Below are 17,799 nucleotides of genomic sequence, written 5' to 3'. Positions count from 1 at the left end.
CGTAGTCCCTACGGTGAACACTTTGAGTAACTTGTACGTTGGACTCGCCACACGCCTTACTTTAGCTTGGTTTTCGCCAATTCGGTACGTGTAGGGCGATTAGAACGTTGAAGATTTTACGTTGCAGACGTTTTTCCTGCAACAACCCTATATCTTCAGTTTTCAAAGAACAACATACAAATCTATTGTAGTACATTTGTTCGATTTATTCAACAAATTAGACTTACGCCTACCGACATTCATCTCCTACCTACTCCTTAGGTTTTGCCCTGCACATTCTCTGAGGTGGGGTCTTCTGTCGGGAAATGATAAAGCAGTGTTTACAAATCAGATAATTACGTTATCTTGCTCTTATATTCTTTTATATGGCTAGATCATTTATCTATCAACATTGTTATGTATACTAAAAGTAGAATAAGTGGATTAATCTATGTGCCTTAAATAATTAAAAATTACGAATATTACAATTATAGTGAGATTGTAAAGCGATAACCTTAAGATGTTAGTTTTGTTTTAGCTGTTTGTAAAGCTATTACTATTCACTTCATTCGACTTTGGCATAAGCTTTTATAATACGAAAGGGAGGATTTTTATGGTTTCGAGTATTGTGCCTCGCGGAGTGGCATTGGCGTATAAAGGGCACTGGCTCAAGCACGAACGCTCTCGTGCCAATGTAAATGTGCTCAACTCGGGACAAAAAACAGACGTAGGGGAAAGCAGTGCGGTCCATTCGATAGAAGTGGATATTACACCGGTAGGTTAACAATATAACGACGGGGTATCCGAGTTCTTCTGCAGTTTAAAGTCATAAGTCATGTTAAGGTCATGTTGTCGTATGTTAAAGCTGAATATTTAATCTATAGCCTGGTACACAAAAGGGCAATGATTTTGTCGATTACTTGAATCATTCGTAAAAGAGCCCTTTTGCCCTCTTACGAATGATTTTTTATGCAAAAGAAACAAAAAGGTTTTGCCACTTGCACATATGTATTATTCCAGTTATTTCAAGTGATGTTTGGACAATCGAACAAAGAACTATCAAAAAAAAACAAACAAGTATGTTAAAATTAGAGAAACATCTATTTGAATTTTTTGAAAAATGAGCGTATAGAACGGTACTAAAAGTAAAAAGAAGAAACCGGATGCTAAAAAAGCAGTTCAAGCGGATTATAAAGATGAAGAAAGCGGGGATTGAGATGGAAAACCGGTATAACAAGCAGCAATTATTTCGTCCGATTGGGGCTGAGGGACAAACAAGTCTTGCCGGTTCAACTGTGTCGATTATTGGCTGCGGCGCGCTCGGTTCTGCTTCCGCTGACTTGCTTGCCCGTGCAGGTGTCGGAAGGCTGCTTATTATTGACCGGGATTACGTCGAAGCATCTAACTTGCATAGACAGCCCCTTTATACGGAGAAAGATGCGCGTGATATGATTCCCAAAGTGGTGGCGGCGAAGAAGCGGCTTGCAGAGGTAAACAGCGATGTGAAAGTTGACGTATGGATGGATCACGCGGATGCTGCGCTCATTGAAAAACTAGCTGCAACAAGTGATATTCTAGTAGATGGAACAGATAATTTTGAAACGAGACTGGCCATCAATGATGTAAGCTTGAAATATGGCATTCCGTGGGTATATGGAGCGTGTGTTGGTGGATCAAGTGTTGTCATGCCGTTTGTTCCAGATCAAGGTGCTTGCTTCCGCTGTCTTCTCCCGATTCTTCCATCATCCGGGGAAACATGTGATACGGTAGGAGTGATTGCACCTGCTGTACAGATTACGGCTTCCTATCAATGTGCCGAAGTGATGAAATGGCTGACCGGAAATCGGGAGGCGATGCGAAAAGAGCTGCTCCGGGTTGATGTGTGGATGAATGAGCAAAATCAATTTGGTCTTCGTAAAATGAAGAGACCAGACTGCCCGTCATGCGGCAAAAAGCGAACGTATCCATCATTAAATCAATCGAAAGAAACGAAAGCCGCTGTTTTATGCGGTCGAGATACGATTCAGCTGACACCTGCTGCAGGCCGGCAATTGACGCTTGATGACGGTGAACAAATTGCCGAAAGGCTTGATCTTAAGCGGAAACGGACACCTTATTTTTTGCAAATGATCTATGAAGAAAACAGGATTGTCTTATTCGCAAACGGCCGGCTCTTTTTTCATGATATGCAGGATGTAAACAAAGCGATGAAGCTGTACAATCAATTATTTAGCTGAAAAAGTGGGGGAACGGGCCATGTCAGTCGACTTTTCAAATGAACTACTTGTTTCTGCTGCAGTATTAACTGTAAGCGATACGAGAACAGAAGAAACAGACAAAAGCGGTATTCATATAAAAAAGCTGCTCAAACAGGCCGGGCATACGACAATTGATTACGCCATCGTGCCGGATGATCAGACAGCGATTGCCGAGAGGATACAAAAATGGCTTTGTAATAACGAGATTGATCTCATTATTGTAACAGGTGGGACGGGTATTGCCCTTAGAGATGTGACAATTGAAACGGTCTATCCGTTTTTTAAAAAGGAAATTCCAGGATTCGGGGAACTTTTCCGCTATTTGAGCTTCACCGAAGATATTGGCACGAAGGCGATGCTATCAAGGGCAGCAGCTGGAACAACCGGTGGAGATAAACTTTTATTTGCGCTTCCAGGATCACGGGGAGCTGTGGATTTAGCTATGAAGCGGCTGATTTTGCCAGAAGCAGCACATTTGCTTCATGAAGTGAAAAAATGATTTCCGTCTTCAGGATTCAAGCCTTCATCCGCCACTAGAGAGATGAAAGAAAACACGCCGCTTAATCGCGTGCGCGTTCGTAGTCACCATTTTTTCCGCCGGTTTTTTTCAGCAAGAATGTTGGACCGATCACCATTTCTTTGCCAGCTGCTTTGCACATATCATAAATTGTCAAAGCTGCGGCGGATGCAGCCGTTAATGCTTCCATTTCAACGCCGGTGACGCCTTTTGTTTTCGCTTCGGCATGAATCAGCACAGCATAATGGCTGTTTTGGACGTCAATGTCCCATTCAAACGTTATGTTGACGCCGGTGAGCGGAATAGGGTGACACATAGGGATAATAGTTGAAGTTTGTTTGGCTGCCATAATACCAGCAACCTGTGCGACCGCAAATACATCCCCTTTTTTATTTCGACCCGAGGCAATCTGATCGTAAATGATTTTATTTACTTCGATAGACGAGTGCGCGATCGCTGTTCGAACGGTTTCTGATTTATCGGATACGTCCACCATTTTCGCTCGTCCTTGTTCGTTAAAATGAGTCAACTCAGACATAAGTTTCATCCTTTCTAAGTGCATTATGAAAGTAGTATATCATGAGAAAAAGAAAGAGAGGCGTTTATCGTGGTCGAAAAACGGAAGCCGATTCCAGTAAAAGAAGCAGTAGATCGAGTGATGAAACGGGTGACACATGTAAAAAGCGAGTCGGTGCCGCTTGAAGAAGCGTATGGGCGCATTTTAGCCGAACCGGTTATAGCAAGCCACCACGTTCCTCCGTTTGATCGTTCTCCTTACGACGGATTTGCAGTGCGATCGGCTGATACGGAAGGGGCGTCTGGAAAATCACGAATCGAATTTACCGTCGTGGATCACATAGGTGCAGGTGCGGTGTCATCACATACGTTAAGCGAACGAGAAGCCGTTCGAATTATGACGGGGGCGCCGCTGCCAGAAGGTGCGGATGCGATCGTCATGCTTGAACAGACTGTGATTGACGGGCAAACGTTTACCATTCGTAAGCCGTTTGTGCCAATGGAAAACGTGTCGTCAAAAGGTGAAGATGCAAAAGAAGGAGAAGTCATTGTAGAAGCAGGCGCATTTATTCAGCCCGGGGTCATTGCAGTGCTAGCAACATTTGGCTACGCAAATGTACGGGTGGCAAAGCAGCCAGTCGTCGGGCTTTTAGCGACAGGAACAGAACTGCTTGACGTAAATGAACCGCTCGAACCAGGTAAAATTCGCAATTCAAACGGGCCGATGATTGCAGCCCAGCTAAAACGAATGGGGATTGATTGCCGATTACTTGGCAAACTGCCGGATGATGAGGATGCTTGTTTTAACATGGTGAGACAAGCAGTCCACGAATGTGACGCTGTCATTACGACAGGCGGTGTATCGGTGGGTGATTTTGATTATTTGCCATCTATATATAAGCGGCTTGGCGCCGAAGTATTATTTAATAAAGTAATGATGCGCCCAGGAAGCGTAACAACGGTTGCACATGTGAATGATACTTTCTTATTTGGTTTATCCGGAAATCCATCTGCCTGCTTTGTCGGCTTTGAACTGTTTGCAAGACCAGCTCTATTATCGATGATGGGCAATAATAAGCCGTATTTGGCCTATACAAAAGCGGTGCTGACAGCCAATTTTGCAGAAGCGAATCCGTTTAACCGTTTTATCCGGGCGGTCTATGAATCGACACCGAAAGGCTCTTTTATCGAACCGGCTGGATTTAATAAATCAAACGCAGTGACATCGATCGCTCGGGGCAATGCCTTTATTGTGCTGCGGGGTGGAACAAGAGGCTTTCAAAAAGGTGATGAAGTCGATGTCCTGCTCATTGGAACAGAAGAAGGAGTGGAATCATGGATGCTCGATTGATCAAGCTATTTGAAGTGACGACCGAACCGCTTGAACCGATGCGATATATGGAATATGTTACACATCCCGAAGCGGGTGCAGTTACCTTATTTGCGGGGACAGTGCGCGAATGGACGAACGGCAAGCGGACGATGCATTTAGAATATGAAGCATATGTACCGATGGCGGAGAAGAAACTAGCGGAAATTGGCGCTGAAATAGAAGATAAATGGCCAAATTCACGTGTAGCGATCGTTCACCGGATCGGGGAACTCATGATTTCAGATCTTGCGGTTGTGATCGCGGTATCATCTCCGCACCGGAAAGCGGCCTATGAGGCGAATGAATATGCGATTGAACAAATCAAAAAGGTTGTCCCTATTTGGAAAAAAGAAATTTGGGAAGACGGCGAAGAGTGGATTGGTGACCAAACGTATAAACCAGGGAGTGAATGACGATGATTCATCTTCATTATTTTGCAGGGTTGAAAGAAGCAGCTGGAAAAGCAGAGGAAGACATTCAATGGACAGAAGGAACAGTGGCAGATATTATTAAGTGGGCAGCGGATTCCTATCCTGCATTTGATTTTTCGGCTGTCCAAGTGGCAGTGAACGAGGAGTATGTACTGGAAACTGAATCCGTAAAATCAGGGGACCATGTTGCTTTTATTCCACCAGTTAGCGGAGGATAACGATAAGTAAAAGGGATGGATTGCTATGACGAATCTCCAAGTAACTGATCAGCTAAAGCGACCGCTGCGCGATTTGCGTATTTCAGTCACTGACCGATGCAATTTTCGCTGCACATACTGTATGCCGAAAGAAGTCTTTGGCGATGATTACGCTTTCATGCCGAAAAGCGAGCTGTTATCATTTGAAGAAATGACACGATTGGCAAAACAATTCGTTGCGTTTGGTGTGAAGAAAATTCGGATAACAGGCGGTGAACCGCTCCTGCGAAGAGATTTGCCGGAACTCATTCAGATGTTACATGCAATTGACGGACTTGAAGATATTGGATTAACAACGAATGGACTGCTGTTAAAACAGCACGGCCAAGCCCTATTTGAAGCGGGGTTAAAACGATTGAATGTAAGCCTCGATTCGTTGTCTAAAGAAACATTCGGGAAAATGAATGGACGGGGCATCGGACCGGAGCCGATTCTTGAGAATATTGATTATGCGAAGGCACTTGGTTTTCAAGTGAAAGTCAATATGGTTGTACAAAAAGGCGTGAATGACCAGGAAGTGGTGCCAATGGCGGCTTATTTTAAAGAGCGGGGCATTACGCTTCGGTTTATTGAGTTTATGGATGTCGGCAATGATAATAGCTGGAGCTTCCGTCAAGTGGTCGCAAAAAAGGAAATAGTAGAACGGCTTCAGGAAACCGAGCAGCTTGTACCCATAGAAGCAGACTATTTTGGAGAGGTCGCGGGCAGGTATCAATATGCAGACAGTGATGCAGAAGTCGGGTTTATTACATCGGTGTCCGAATCGTTTTGCTCCTCATGTACGAGAGCGCGGCTATCATCAGACGGCAAATTTTATACATGTTTGTTTGCATCAGCAGGACACGATCTCCGGACGCTCATCCGATCTGGCGCTTCGGATGAAGAACTTGCCTCTGCCATTAGAGATGTTTGGGAAAATCGGCATGATCGTTATTCTGATGAACGGACAGAGCAGACGGCGAAGAACCGAAAGAAGATTGGCATGTCGTACATTGGCGGCTAAGTAGTTGAAAATAGATAATAGCCTGTAGAGATTTTTCTCTGCAGGCTGTTTGCGTTATGATGAATGAAAAAAGGATGTGAGCGAATGATTCATATTTTAGTAGCGGATGACGACGTGTATATTCGCGAACTTGTCCGGCGATCGCTGCAGGAAGAAGGGTATGTTGTGTTTGAAGCAGACGATGGAGCGAAGGCGTCTCTTCTCCTTGAGCAAAAGACGATTCATCTAGCGATTGTCGACGTCATGATGCCAAATAAGAACGGATATGAGTTATGCGAAGAAATTCGGCGTCATTATGATGTGCCGATCATTTTATTGACAGCCAAAGATCAGCTTGAGGATAAAGAAAAAGGGTACGCAGTCGGAACGGATGATTATTTGACGAAACCTTTTGCTCCAAAGGAATTACTGTTTCGAATAAAGGCGTTGCTCCGCCGGTATCAAAAGGTGAATGAAGAAAAAATCATCATGAACGGCACGACGATTGACCGGCGCAGTTATGAAGTAGAGTGTGGAGGACAGCTCATGATGCTGCCGATGAAAGAGTTTGAATTATTGGCTCAGCTGGCGAGTTTTCCGGGACGGATTTTTACGAGAGAAGAGTTGATTCATCTCATTTGGGGCATCAATTTTTCGGGAGACGATCGAACGGTAGATGTTCATATAAAGCGGCTTCGTGAGCGATTTTCAGGGCGAACCGATGATTTTTTGATCAAAACCGTGAGGGGTGTAGGATATAAAATGGAGTTAAAGCAATGATGAAGACGCTCTATTTACGTATCGTATGGACAACAATTTTTGTCATGCTCGTGAGCAGTTTTATCGCCTTTATCGCTTCAAATGTGTATTATCAACAATTTTTAAAGCCGTATAATGATGAAAAAATAACGGCAATGGCACAGAACATTGCAGCATTTACAAAGAATAATCCTTCATTAAATAAAGATAACTATTTGAATCACATTGGGGCGCTTGGTTACCAAATCTATCTCGTTAATGAACAGGGTGGGAATGACTATGGCGGTGCATTTCGCGATCGTAACTTAGGTGCAGACATTATCAGGCGCGTTCAAGCTGGTGAAACATACCATGGCATTTCGCATTTTGCCGGCAACGCGTTTGTGACCGGTTTTTTTGACAATGAAGCAGTCAACACAATTGGCGTACCGGTGATGATAAATGGTGATCGATATGCGCTGTTTATGCGCCCGAATACAAAAGTGCAGTTTGGTGAACTCCGCCTTTTCTTCTCTGTGCTCGTGTTGCTGATGATTCTGATAAGTATAGTGCTCGTGATTATGAGTACGCGTTACATCGTCAAACCCATTGTGACATTGACCGATGCGACGAAGAAAATCGCGCAAGGCATGTATGATGTCGACTTGAATGTAAAGCGGAAAGATGAAATCGGAACGCTTACTAATCATTTTGCTAAGATGGCGAAAAGTTTATCGCAGCTTGATGAGATGCGTCAGGAATTCGTTTCAAACGTATCGCACGAAATACAATCGCCTCTTGCTTCTATTCAAGGTTTCGCTCAAACACTTCGGGCTGAAAAGCTATCAGATGCCGAACGCGAACGTTATTTAACGATCATTGAAGAAGAAAGTCAGCGAATGTCCAGCTTAAGCAAGCAGCTGCTGACTCTCGCCATGCTTGACAAGGAAGACACGACGCTTGAGAAAAAATCATACGATGTCGCAGCGCAACTAAAGCAAGTTATTTTAATGACAGAATGGAGCTGGCGGGAAAAGGATCTGGCGTTCAGTTTGAATATCACGCCTGCCTCCATTACAGCAGATGAGAAATTGTTTCATCAAGTATGGGTGAACCTGATTACAAACAGTATTAAATATACGGAAGCGGGCGGTACGATTTCAATTGATGTATCGAAAAAGGAATGGATGTGTATCGTTACGATCGGGGATACAGGGCATGGAATTGCACCAGAAGACCTGCCCTTTATATTTGATCGCTTTTATCGGGCTGATAAAGTGCGAAATCGAAAAGAAGGCAGCACGGGACTTGGTCTTTCGATTGCACAAAAGATCGTTCATTTGCATAATGGATCGATTAGAGTAGAAAGTAAAGCTGGCGAAGGAACAACATTTTCAGTCAGTCTGCCGATTTTGTCATAATCCGTTCATATCGCGTTCATCTTTCTTTCTTACACTGTGTACAGGACAGAAAAGAAAGGTGGATAAATGATGTTTTTAGCGATTAGAGAAATGACATACGCGAAGCTCCGTTATACGCTGATCGGGCTCATTATGGTGCTTGTGGCGTGGCTTGTTCTGTTTGTGACAGGTCTTGCGAATGGGCTTGCTTCTGATAATGCAGCAGTGATTCAAAAAATGGACGCCGACTATTTTGTTTTGCAGGAAGGAGCAGATAACCGGCTGAATCGTTCCGAATTATCGGCTGGACAGGTAGATGCGATTGGCGGCGAACCGTTCGGTGTTCGGATGATGACGATTGAGCATACTGGAAAAGTCGATGTAACGGTGTTTTCGATGAATCCGGAAAGTGAGATTATGCCAAGAATTGTAGAAGGTAAGTCAGGTGTTGTCGCAGATCAGTCGCTGCAAATGACAATTGGTGATCAATTCACGGACTCTATTACTAGGGAAGTGATGACGGTGACCGGCTTAACAGAAGGACAGTCATTCAGTCATACGCCTGCGATCTTTGTGATAGAAGGGCCTGTCAGTGCCGTGGCCGTTCAATCAAAGAGTATACACGTAGATGGTGTCGAATTGCTGACAAAAAAAGAAGCGTTACAAAGTATTCCTGGTTATAAAGAAGAGCAAGGATCATTGATGATGATGATTGTCTTTTTGTTTATGATTGCAGCAATTGTGCTTGCGGTATTTTTTTATGTCATGACGATTCAAAAAATGCATCAATTTGGCGTTTTAAAGGCGATTGGTGCGCATTCCGCCTATCTAGCACGGACCATAGTTTCCCAGGTGATCATCGTCTCAATCGTGAGCTTACTCATTAGTGTTACGCTCGTTTATGGAATCGCTTTTGTCTTGCCAACGGATTTACCATTTTATTTGACGCCATCGCTTACTGCAGGCACTTCGCTTCTTTTTTTGGCTGTCTCGGTACTTGGTTCTTTGCTGTCGTTGTATAAAGTAGCGAAAGTGGATGCGCTTGACGCGATGGGAGGATCATTTTAATGGGAGAGAAACTAATACTGGATCATGTAAATAAGTCATTCGGAAATACAAATACATTGAACGATATTTCATTTGAAGCGAAAGGAGGCGAATTTGTGGCCGTCGTCGGACCATCCGGATCGGGGAAAAGTACTTTTTTATCGATTGCGGGTGCTTTGTTGACACCATCGTCTGGACGTGTTTTGGTGGGCGGGGAAGATCTTAGCTATTTGTCTGAAAAAGAACGCCATCGTATTCGTTTAGAGAAAATCGGTTTCATTTTTCAAACGTCTAATTTAATTCCCTATTTAACAGTGCGCGATCAGCTTCTTATGATTGCAGAGTTGTCGGGAAAACGGATAGCAGGTGAAAAAAAGGCGGATGAGCTGCTGGAACAGCTTGGGTTATCGGACCGGACCGGTCATTATCCAGAAAAGCTGTCAGGCGGCGAGCGGCAGCGTGTGGCGATTGCCCGGGCCTGGATGAATGATCCAGACATTTTACTTGCGGATGAACCGACTGCAAGCCTTGATTCAAAACGTGGCCGGGACGTTGTTGAAATGATTGCCGATGAAGTGAAACGGCGCAATAAAACAGCCATCATGGTGACACACGATGAACGAATGCTTGATGTATGTGACCGTATTGTGCGGATTGAAGACGGGAAAATCAGATGAGAGGATCAGTCCGTCTGGGACTGATCCTTTTTTTAAATGACCCATCTGTTTGGATGCTGTATGATAGAAAGGGAAGAATACATAGATATGGGGAGCGATTATATGTATAAAGATTATTTAGCATTTGCGATTGAGCTTGGAAAAGAGGCGGGTCAGTTTATTTTACCCCAGCAAGGTAAAGCGGGCGGGCAGACGTTAAAAGCAGCGAAAGATTTTGTAACAGAAATGGATGTAAAAGTGGAAGCACTGATCATTGAACGCATTCAGGCCGCTTATCCGGATCATCACATTTTTAGTGAAGAAGCAGGGGCAATCGAGGGTGATAGTGATTTTGAATGGGTGATTGATCCGATCGATGGCACGATTAATTACAGCATGGGGGTTCCTTTATATGGTGTATCGATTGCCTTAACATATAAAAACGATCCAGTTGTAGGGGTTCTTTCGTTTCCAGGATTAAATGAAGTCTATTGGGCTTCAAAAGGCGGCGGTGCGTTTAAAGACGGTGAGCGGATTCATGTGCGTGATGTTAGTCTTGCCGAATCAATTATTTCCCATAGCGATTTTGCAAAAGACGGAAATAGAGAAGCAAATACGCAGCGTCTCGAGCTGCTTGCTAAAATAGTGAACGACGTATATCGGGTTCGAATTATTGGGACAGCGGCTGTAACATTAGCGTACATTGCAGCTGGCCGTTTTGATGCGGCACTTTACATGAGTCCTGCCTTTTATGATGTAGCAGCCGGACAGTTACTCGTCACGGAAGCAGGTGGTGTTATGACAGCAGCCGGTCCATATACACTATTTGGACAAAAACAAGCAATCGCTGGTCTGCAAAACATACTGGAAGGTTCAAAATGAAATCATTGCACTTAAGATGGTCGAAACATTGTTAAAATACCGCAAAGCATCGCGGAAGAGAAGGCTCCTGACGTGATCAGGAGCTTTTACTTTATTATGAAATAAAGCAATAGACTTAGTAAAGAAATGCAATGATAAATAGAGAGCGGCTGTCCTGAGATGTGCAGCTGGTTAAGAAGTATTTAACATAGAGAAGGAGAGAGAAATAGGAAATGGCCAACATACCAAAAATAACGGTTGTCGGAAGTATTAATATGGATTTAGTAACAATTGCAGATCGGCTTCCTAAAAAAGGTGAAACGCTTATCGGTCAACAGTTTCAAATGAATCCAGGAGGAAAAGGAGCCAATCAAGCTGTAGCAGCGGCAAGACTAGGTGCACAGGTCCAAATGATTGGCTGCGTCGGCAAGGATCATTTTGGCGAGGATCTTCTTCAACATTTAAGTGAAAACGGTGTGGATGTAAGCAATGTGGAATCGGTTACAGATTCAACCGGAACAGCTGCTATCAATGTGTCCAATCAAGATAATCACATTATTGTGGTGCCAGGGGCCAATAATCATGTGACGGCGCCGTTTGTGGAATCCAAACGAGAGATCATTGCTGCTAGTGATATTCTTATTCTACAATTGGAAATCCCGTTAGAGGGAGTGCAAAAGGCGGCTGAGATTGCAAAGGAAAACCAAGTGACAGTTATTTTGAATCCAGCACCGATTCGAGATCTTCCGAATCGTCTTCTTGAACAGATTGATTATGTTACACCAAATGAACATGAGGAAGAGCTTTTACGAAAAGGAAGAAATGGAAAAGATCTAAAGAAGAAAATGATTTTGACAAAAGGAAGTAAGGGCGTTTCTTTTTATGAAAATGGCATGGAAATCAACATCCCTGCCTATAAAGTAAAGGTAGTGGATACGACAGGAGCAGGCGACGCGTTTAACGGTGGTTTAGCCGTTGCATTAAGCAAAGGATATGGACTCAGCGCAGCTTGTCAATACGGAAATGCAGTGGCTGCTTTATCAACGATGAAACTCGGAGCACAAACAGGAATGCCTCTGAAAGAAGAGGTTGAGGCGTTTATAACTAAAGAAAGCCATGAGCTTCTATAAAATTTAAGTAGTACAGCACAGAGATAATGAGGTCAATCATACATTTTTTATTATCTCTGTGAACCTATGATATATAACATTAAGGTGATTCTCTAAAGGTACTAAGTAACAGGAAAGTACTTTTCATCTAATAAATGAGTAACCTTAAGATTCATCCCTATCCTATAAATTGCGCTAATTCTTGATTCAATTTTTCGCGTTCTTCCCAGACTAAGCCATGACCGCTTTTTTCGAACGGAACAAGCTTGGAATTTTTAATTTCTTTATTTTGTGCTACGGCAAGAGGATACACACAAACCTTGTCATGAACACCATGAAGAATGACAGTCGGTACACGTATTTGTCCGAGATCAGAGAATAAGCTCTCGTCCCTAAGCGAAGCCGCAACTGCTGCGGTAGACCAGCCGGCAGCCTGTAAGCCCATTTGGAAGAACCAATCAGAGAAAGGCCGGGTGATATGCTGGAAGAAAAATTCGTCTGTAAAATCTTGAAGCATTTTAGGACGGTCGTTATACGTATTCTGAATGATGTTCGTGACTGCTTCTTTTGAGAGTCCGTACGGGAAATCAGGACGTACCGTAAAGCTAGGCGCTGCAGCGGCGATTAAAGCGAGTTTGGAGACCCCATACCCGTTGTGACGTGCCATATAACGTACGGAAATCGCTCCACCTACAGAATGGCCCGCGAGTGTGAAGTTTTGTAAATAAAGTTCATCCACTACTGCCCGCACATCATCGGCTAGCCGATCGTAAGAGTAGCCGCTCGACGGTTTATCGGAGTTGCCAAACCCTCTCAAGTCTATACCGATGCATCGATAGCCGAGAGAAGGCAGGTGGTCAAACTGATATTCAAACAGTTTATGATTTGCCGGCCAGCCATGTATAAATAAGATTGTTTTCTCACTTTCCCGATTCACATCTTCTACATAAATATTCACATCGGGTTCAACTCTTAAGTAATAGCCCACTCGAATCCCCCCTTAAAAAGTTATCATTTAGAAAGTTATTCACTTTGGATAAGGTAAATAACTTTTCCGGAAAAAATGTTTTCCAATGATCAATTGCTAATTTTATATAATGAATGCACATAAGCTGATGATATTTTCTCAGGGGCTTTTTTTCTTTTCGATGGAAAACGTATGATAAGATGATCTCATAATATGGAAGAAAGACAGGTGTGAGGGCAATGAAAATTATGATCATTGAGGATGATCTGACGATTGCTAGACAGATGGAAGCAAGATTTGGACAATGGTCGTTTCAAACCGTACTGCCTGCGTCTTTTCAAGATGTGATGGCGACATTTATAAAGGAAGAACCTCATTTAGTTATTGTCGACATACAGCTGCCTGCTTTTGATGGCTTTCATTGGTGCCGGGAAATTCGGGCGTTGTCGACGGTTCCGGTTCTGTTTTTGTCATCAAGGGATCATCCGATGGACATGGTAATGGCGATGCAAATGGGTGCGGATGATTACATACAAAAGCCGTTCCACATGGATGTGCTCGTCGCAAAAGTGCAGGCACTGCTCCGGCGGGTGTATGCATATGGCGATGAGCCGGCGGATGCACTGCAGTGGAACGGGGCGGTGATTGATTTGAAAAAAGGAACGATCCGTCATGATGGAAAAGAAGTGGATTTAACGAAAAATGAATTGTTTATTTTAACAGTACTCGTTGACTCACGTGACAGCATTATTTCAAGAGAAACGTTAATGAAGAAACTTTGGGATGACGCACAATTTGTGAATGACAATACGCTGACGGTGAACGTAACAAGATTACGGCAAAAGCTGGCCGGTATTGGGTTGGAAGAATCAATCATCACGAAAAAAGGACAGGGCTACATGGCTGTGACACTTTCATGATTAAGGTGTTTTTAAAGGATCGGATGAGCTGGATTTTCTTTTTTATCATATGGATTGCGGCAGGAGACGCTCTTATTTTACTGGATGACGGAATAATTATTGAAACAGCATCACTTGTTTACTGGAACGGATTCCAGTTACTGTTATTTTTTCTTTTTTTAACGTGGCGCTATATGGTCGAAACGGCCTTTTTCCGTTCGTTAAAGATGATGCAGACACATGAGGTGCGTGACTGGAATGAAGCGGTCCCGGAAGCTGATTCGGGAGCAGAGAATATTGCACGGGAAGCCATTCTCCATGCCTCCCGCTCCTTGCAGACACAGCTTTCACAGTTAAAAGCGGAGCAGGCAGATCATCTTGATTATGTCACCTCCTGGGTACATGAAGTAAAAACACCATTGACGGCGATGAAATTAATTTTAGACGAGAAACCGGAGCTTGATGGTGTACTTGATCAATGGGTCCGTATTCATGCACTCGTTGATCAGCAGCTGCATATCGCCCGCTTGCCGGAGTTGCAGCACGATTTTATGTTAAAAGACGTTACATTGGAGTCGATGGTTGTGCTAGAAATACAGGAACTCGCAAAATGGTGCATTGAAAAAAATATTGAAATTCACTTAGTTAGTATGGATAAAACCGTCACAACCGACCCAAAGTGGTGCCGTTTTTTAATCAGGCAAGTTCTCTCGAATGCTGTTAAATATAGCCCGGTGGACGGAATGATTCATATTGAAGGTGTGGATGGTGAAAATGGACATATCTTGCTCCGCATCACCGATGAAGGCCGCGGAATCAATCCCGCTGATTTGCCGAGAGTGTTTGAAAAAGGGTTTACCGGTGACGCCGGAAGGAAATCGAATGCGGCGACCGGACTCGGTTTGTACTTGGCGGCTGTGGTCGCGGAAAAATTGGGTCACCATATTCACGTTGAATCTAAAAAGGGGACAACTGTGACGATTACTTATTTCCTAAGAAATCCTTTTGATGACGTGACGAAAATGTAACATTCACTCCCTGTTTTGTCATGTGAATCGAACGATTGGGAGTATAGCTGCGATGTATGATGAAAGCAGAAGAAAACAGGGAGGACACATGATGAACATTTTAGAGGCAAAACAGGTGAGAAAATCATTTGGGTCGAGAAATCAAGTGTATCAAGTGTTGAAAGGTATTGATCTCAACGTACGTGCGGGAGAATTTGTCGGTATTATGGGGCCGTCGGGTGCCGGGAAAACAACGCTTTTAAATGTGCTGGCATCGATTGACCGGCCGACAGAAGGCGTAATCGAAATTGGCGGCTCGGACATTGCAAATATGAAAGACCGTGAGTTGTCCAACTTTCGCCGTGAGAAACTCGGTTTTATTTTTCAAGATTATAATTTGTTAGATACGTTAACAGTGAAAGAAAATATTTTATTGCCGCTGTCACTTGGAAAGCAAAACAGGATGGAATCAGAGCACCGGTTCATTGATATTGCGAAAGCGCTAGGTATTATGGAATTGTCGGATAAATACCCGAATGAAATTTCCGGCGGCCAAAAGCAGCGTACATCTGCGGCGCGGGCACTTATTAACAATCCGTCACTTGTTTTTGCGGATGAGCCCACCGGAGCGCTTGATTCAAAATCAGCCTCCTCGCTTCTTGGCAACTTGGAAGGGATTAATCGGGAGCGGAATGTGACCATTATGATGGTGACACATGATCCGGTCGCATCGAGTTACTGCAGCCGCGTTGTCTTTTTAAAAGACGGACTGTTGTATACGGAATTGTATCGTGGAGATAAGGAGCGGAAAGATTTCTTCGGGGACATTATGCGCGTGCAAAGTGCACTCGGAGGTGACGGCTATGACGCTGTTTGACCTCGTCCGGCGCAGCATGCGAAAAAATATACAACATTATTATTTGTACTTTTTCTCGTTCATTTTCAGCGTCATGCTGTATTTCGTGTTTGCTACGCTTCAGCATGATGAGTCGGTCTTAAAAGGAGCAGAGTTATCGCTTCGCTTGGATCAGTCTTTTAAAGTGGCCGCGTACTTGCTGCTGGCTATTGTTGCAGTGTTTGTTTTGTATGCCAATTCCATTTTCTTGAAACGGCGCAGCAACGAAATCGGGTTGTATCAGTTGATTGGGCTAACAAAAGGCGGAGTTGCCCGCATGCTCATGATTGAAAATATGTTGCTTGGCACAGGTGCACTTTTAGTCGGGATTGCAACAGGCATCATCGTTTCGCGCGGTTTTTTGCTTTTGCTCGTCAAGCTGATGGGAAAAGAAGCATTTATAGAATTATCGATTTCCATTCCAGCGATTGTGCAAACCGCTATCGTTTTTATTGTTCTCGTTGCGGTGACATCCCTTCAATCATTGCGGATTGTGTATAAAAGTACATTGATTGATTTGTTTACCGCAAGACGGACAACCGAATTGCCGAAACAACCGGGTAAAATTAGTCAGTTGCTATTTGGTGTGCTCGGCATTGTGTTGATTGTATTTGGCTACTGGTATTCAGGGCGTATGGTGAACAGCTATTTTATTTTAAATGCCTTTACCGTGCTCGGTTCAACCATTCTCGGTACATTTTTCTTTTTCCGCGCAACAGTCGGATGGCTTCTCTACTTATGGAGAAAACGAAAAGATGGTCACTTGGCGTTTCGCGATACGCTTTCCACTGCGTCGATTATGCATCGGATGAAAAGCAATGCGCGTTCATTGACGCTTATTACAACGTTGTCTGCCATGACATTAGGCATGATCGGCGTCGCGTATTCCCTTTATTACTCTGTTGAAAATTCGACGCGAAGCATGTTTCCATACGATTTTGCTTTTCAAGACCAAGCAGAATTGGCTTCTTCATTTGAAAATGAATTAACGAAAGCTGGCCTCTCTTTTGAACAGAAAGAACTAACCTCTGTGGAACTTCCTGTCGATGTAGTAAAGTTGCCCAGTCAGGCGAGCGCTTATTGGGCTGATTTAAAAGCATCTGTTTTTTCAAATGATTCACTTGAGCAGGCAGGGATGACAATTGTAGATCCGGCAGGCGGTGCGGTTTTATTTGATTCATTTGCCAATAGTGACATGTTTGGGTCGAATATCGGATATGATGTCACGCTTAAAATGCCGAATAATGAGCTGGATATTACGATTAAAGAAGTCGAAGAAAAACTTGCCGTGAATACCGATACGAGTTTTTATCAGCTGGCAGTTGATCGCACCACTTATGAAAAATTAGCGTCAGGTGCACAAGTAGTATCGTACCAGGTGTTCACACTTGAGGAAGAAGGCAGTGAAAAAGCAACAGCCATTTATAAAAAAGTAGTGCCGGAAGAGGAACGGCAGGTTGTTTACTACGACAGACTGGCACAGCAATTTGAAGCGAATGGACTGATGATCTTTATTACCGGTTTTCTCGGTCTTGTTTTCCTAATAACAACAGGCAGTATTCTGTATTTCCGCCAAATGACGGAAGCCGAACAGGAAAGACAGACATTCCGCACACTGCGCCAGCTCGGTTTTTCCATTCCGGATATGATGAACAGCATTGTATGGAAGCAGCTATTTATTTTCGGGTTGCCGCTCGCCATTGGTATTCTGCACGGTATTTTTGCAATTAAATCAGCATCAACTTTCTTATTTTCAACAAGCATTTTATTGCCAGCAACAGTTGCTTTTATCGTATACGCTGCTATTTATGCTATTTTCGCGGCGTTTACGATAGGCTACTACCGGAAAATAATGAAAGAAGTTTTATAAACACAGAGGCATCTTCAAAATAATTCTTTTGAAGGTGT

General features: G+C 43.6%; 19 protein-coding genes. 17 read left to right on the top strand and 2 right to left on the bottom strand.

What is annotated here, in order from left to right:
* The first annotated feature begins 592 nt into the window (after positions 1–592).
* From ACZYRN_RS13675 to ACZYRN_RS13665, 3 genes are all read left to right on the top strand, one after another.
* Entirely contained in the window at positions 593–763 is a 171-nt protein-coding gene (locus ACZYRN_RS13675; protein ID WP_488912161.1) for a hypothetical protein, read from the top strand.
* Between the two features lie 433 nt (positions 764–1,196).
* Entirely contained in the window at positions 1,197–2,216 is a 1,020-nt protein-coding gene (locus ACZYRN_RS13670) for a ThiF family adenylyltransferase (protein ID WP_488912302.1), read from the top strand.
* Between the two features lie 19 nt (positions 2,217–2,235).
* The gene (locus tag ACZYRN_RS13665) at positions 2,236–2,736 is read left to right on the top strand and encodes a MogA/MoaB family molybdenum cofactor biosynthesis protein (protein ID WP_488912160.1); all 501 of its coding nucleotides are present in this window, start codon (positions 2,236–2,238) and stop codon (positions 2,734–2,736) included.
* A 61-nt stretch (positions 2,737–2,797) separates the two neighbouring features.
* Here ACZYRN_RS13665 and moaC read toward each other — a convergent pair whose 3' ends face one another.
* Entirely contained in the window at positions 2,798–3,292 is a 495-nt protein-coding gene (gene moaC / locus ACZYRN_RS13660) for a cyclic pyranopterin monophosphate synthase MoaC (protein WP_488912159.1), read from the bottom strand.
* A 69-nt stretch (positions 3,293–3,361) separates the two neighbouring features.
* Between moaC and ACZYRN_RS13655 the strand changes: the two genes are divergently transcribed.
* From ACZYRN_RS13655 to rbsK, 10 genes are all read left to right on the top strand, one after another.
* A complete protein-coding gene (locus ACZYRN_RS13655) occupies positions 3,362–4,621 on the top strand; it encodes a molybdopterin molybdotransferase MoeA (protein ID WP_488912158.1) in 1,260 nt (419 codons plus the stop codon).
* Entirely contained in the window at positions 4,606–5,055 is a 450-nt protein-coding gene (locus ACZYRN_RS13650) for a molybdenum cofactor biosynthesis protein MoaE (RefSeq protein WP_488912157.1), read from the top strand. The genes ACZYRN_RS13655 and ACZYRN_RS13650 overlap by 16 nt, the downstream gene beginning before the upstream one ends.
* A gap of 2 nt (positions 5,056–5,057) precedes the next feature.
* Positions 5,058–5,291, top strand: coding sequence for a molybdopterin converting factor subunit 1 (gene moaD, locus ACZYRN_RS13645; RefSeq protein WP_488912156.1), 234 nt, complete (start codon positions 5,058–5,060; stop codon positions 5,289–5,291).
* A gap of 25 nt (positions 5,292–5,316) precedes the next feature.
* Positions 5,317–6,333 carry a GTP 3',8-cyclase MoaA gene (moaA, locus tag ACZYRN_RS13640; RefSeq protein WP_488912155.1) on the top strand — a complete coding sequence of 339 codons (1,017 nt, stop codon included), beginning with the start codon at positions 5,317–5,319 and terminating at the stop codon, positions 6,331–6,333.
* A gap of 84 nt (positions 6,334–6,417) precedes the next feature.
* Positions 6,418–7,092: a response regulator transcription factor gene (locus ACZYRN_RS13635; RefSeq protein WP_488912154.1), complete on the top strand. Its 675-nt coding sequence runs from the start codon at positions 6,418–6,420 to the stop codon at positions 7,090–7,092.
* Positions 7,092–8,471 (top strand): sensor histidine kinase, encoded by a 1,380-nt coding sequence (locus tag ACZYRN_RS13630; RefSeq protein ID WP_488912301.1) that lies wholly within the window; start codon positions 7,092–7,094, stop codon positions 8,469–8,471. The genes ACZYRN_RS13635 and ACZYRN_RS13630 overlap by 1 nt, the downstream gene beginning before the upstream one ends.
* A gap of 69 nt (positions 8,472–8,540) precedes the next feature.
* The gene (locus ACZYRN_RS13625) at positions 8,541–9,518 is read left to right on the top strand and encodes an ABC transporter permease (protein ID WP_488912153.1); all 978 of its coding nucleotides are present in this window, start codon (positions 8,541–8,543) and stop codon (positions 9,516–9,518) included.
* The gene (locus tag ACZYRN_RS13620; RefSeq protein ID WP_488912152.1) at positions 9,518–10,174 is read left to right on the top strand and encodes an ABC transporter ATP-binding protein; all 657 of its coding nucleotides are present in this window, start codon (positions 9,518–9,520) and stop codon (positions 10,172–10,174) included. Before ACZYRN_RS13625 ends, ACZYRN_RS13620 begins: the two co-directional genes overlap by 1 nt.
* 102 nt (positions 10,175–10,276) lie before the next feature.
* Complete coding sequence (locus tag ACZYRN_RS13615; RefSeq protein WP_488912151.1) at positions 10,277–11,035, top strand: inositol monophosphatase family protein; 759 nt, start codon at positions 10,277–10,279, stop codon at positions 11,033–11,035.
* Between the two features lie 212 nt (positions 11,036–11,247).
* Positions 11,248–12,144, top strand: coding sequence for a ribokinase (gene rbsK / locus ACZYRN_RS13610; protein ID WP_488912150.1), 897 nt, complete (start codon positions 11,248–11,250; stop codon positions 12,142–12,144).
* 157 nt (positions 12,145–12,301) lie between these two features.
* Here rbsK and ACZYRN_RS13605 read toward each other — a convergent pair whose 3' ends face one another.
* Positions 12,302–13,111 (bottom strand): alpha/beta fold hydrolase, encoded by an 810-nt coding sequence (locus tag ACZYRN_RS13605; RefSeq protein WP_488912149.1) that lies wholly within the window; start codon positions 13,109–13,111, stop codon positions 12,302–12,304.
* A gap of 218 nt (positions 13,112–13,329) precedes the next feature.
* On the opposite strand from ACZYRN_RS13605, the gene ACZYRN_RS13600 reads away from it, so the two are divergent.
* The 4 genes from ACZYRN_RS13600 (at position 13,330) to ACZYRN_RS13585 (ending at position 17,761) form a co-directional block, all read left to right on the top strand.
* The gene (locus tag ACZYRN_RS13600) at positions 13,330–14,010 is read left to right on the top strand and encodes a response regulator transcription factor (RefSeq protein ID WP_488912148.1); all 681 of its coding nucleotides are present in this window, start codon (positions 13,330–13,332) and stop codon (positions 14,008–14,010) included.
* Positions 14,007–15,017 carry a sensor histidine kinase gene (locus ACZYRN_RS13595; protein WP_488912147.1) on the top strand — a complete coding sequence of 337 codons (1,011 nt, stop codon included), beginning with the start codon at positions 14,007–14,009 and terminating at the stop codon, positions 15,015–15,017. Before ACZYRN_RS13600 ends, ACZYRN_RS13595 begins: the two co-directional genes overlap by 4 nt.
* Before the next feature lie 91 nt (positions 15,018–15,108).
* On the top strand, positions 15,109–15,873 hold the full coding sequence (locus tag ACZYRN_RS13590; protein WP_488912146.1) for an ABC transporter ATP-binding protein: 765 nt from the start codon (positions 15,109–15,111) through the stop codon (positions 15,871–15,873).
* Complete coding sequence (locus ACZYRN_RS13585) at positions 15,860–17,761, top strand: ABC transporter permease (RefSeq protein ID WP_488912145.1); 1,902 nt, start codon at positions 15,860–15,862, stop codon at positions 17,759–17,761. The genes ACZYRN_RS13590 and ACZYRN_RS13585 overlap by 14 nt, the downstream gene beginning before the upstream one ends.
* Positions 17,762–17,799: the final 38 nt, after the last annotated feature.

The organism is Domibacillus sp. F004 (assembly GCF_057814295.1).
The sequence above is the reverse complement of the archived record's forward strand: the minus strand, read 5'-3'. Positions and strand labels throughout refer to the sequence as shown.

What these genes read in the sequence shown, in the direction of transcription:
- rbsK (WP_488912150.1), top strand. Translation starts at nt 11,248, where the DNA reads ATGGCCAACATACCAAAAATAACGGTTGTCGGAAGTATTAATATGGAT.
- ACZYRN_RS13650 (WP_488912157.1), top strand. Translation starts at nt 4,606, where the DNA reads ATGGATGCTCGATTGATCAAGCTATTTGAAGTGACGACCGAACCGCTT.
- ACZYRN_RS13630 (WP_488912301.1), top strand. Translation starts at nt 7,092, where the DNA reads ATGAAGACGCTCTATTTACGTATCGTATGGACAACAATTTTTGTCATG.
- ACZYRN_RS13670 (WP_488912302.1), top strand. Translation starts at nt 1,197, where the DNA reads ATGGAAAACCGGTATAACAAGCAGCAATTATTTCGTCCGATTGGGGCT.
- ACZYRN_RS13615 (WP_488912151.1), top strand. Translation starts at nt 10,277, where the DNA reads ATGTATAAAGATTATTTAGCATTTGCGATTGAGCTTGGAAAAGAGGCG.
- ACZYRN_RS13585 (WP_488912145.1), top strand. Translation starts at nt 15,860, where the DNA reads ATGACGCTGTTTGACCTCGTCCGGCGCAGCATGCGAAAAAATATACAA.
- ACZYRN_RS13620 (WP_488912152.1), top strand. Translation starts at nt 9,518, where the DNA reads ATGGGAGAGAAACTAATACTGGATCATGTAAATAAGTCATTCGGAAAT.
- ACZYRN_RS13675 (WP_488912161.1), top strand. Translation starts at nt 593, where the DNA reads ATGGTTTCGAGTATTGTGCCTCGCGGAGTGGCATTGGCGTATAAAGGG.
- moaD (WP_488912156.1), top strand. Translation starts at nt 5,058, where the DNA reads ATGATTCATCTTCATTATTTTGCAGGGTTGAAAGAAGCAGCTGGAAAA.
- ACZYRN_RS13635 (WP_488912154.1), top strand. Translation starts at nt 6,418, where the DNA reads ATGATTCATATTTTAGTAGCGGATGACGACGTGTATATTCGCGAACTT.
- ACZYRN_RS13625 (WP_488912153.1), top strand. Translation starts at nt 8,541, where the DNA reads ATGTTTTTAGCGATTAGAGAAATGACATACGCGAAGCTCCGTTATACG.
- ACZYRN_RS13600 (WP_488912148.1), top strand. Translation starts at nt 13,330, where the DNA reads ATGAAAATTATGATCATTGAGGATGATCTGACGATTGCTAGACAGATG.
- moaC (WP_488912159.1), bottom strand. Translation starts at nt 3,292, where the DNA reads ATGTCTGAGTTGACTCATTTTAACGAACAAGGACGAGCGAAAATGGTG.
- ACZYRN_RS13665 (WP_488912160.1), top strand. Translation starts at nt 2,236, where the DNA reads ATGTCAGTCGACTTTTCAAATGAACTACTTGTTTCTGCTGCAGTATTA.
- ACZYRN_RS13590 (WP_488912146.1), top strand. Translation starts at nt 15,109, where the DNA reads ATGAACATTTTAGAGGCAAAACAGGTGAGAAAATCATTTGGGTCGAGA.
- moaA (WP_488912155.1), top strand. Translation starts at nt 5,317, where the DNA reads ATGACGAATCTCCAAGTAACTGATCAGCTAAAGCGACCGCTGCGCGAT.
- ACZYRN_RS13595 (WP_488912147.1), top strand. Translation starts at nt 14,007, where the DNA reads ATGATTAAGGTGTTTTTAAAGGATCGGATGAGCTGGATTTTCTTTTTT.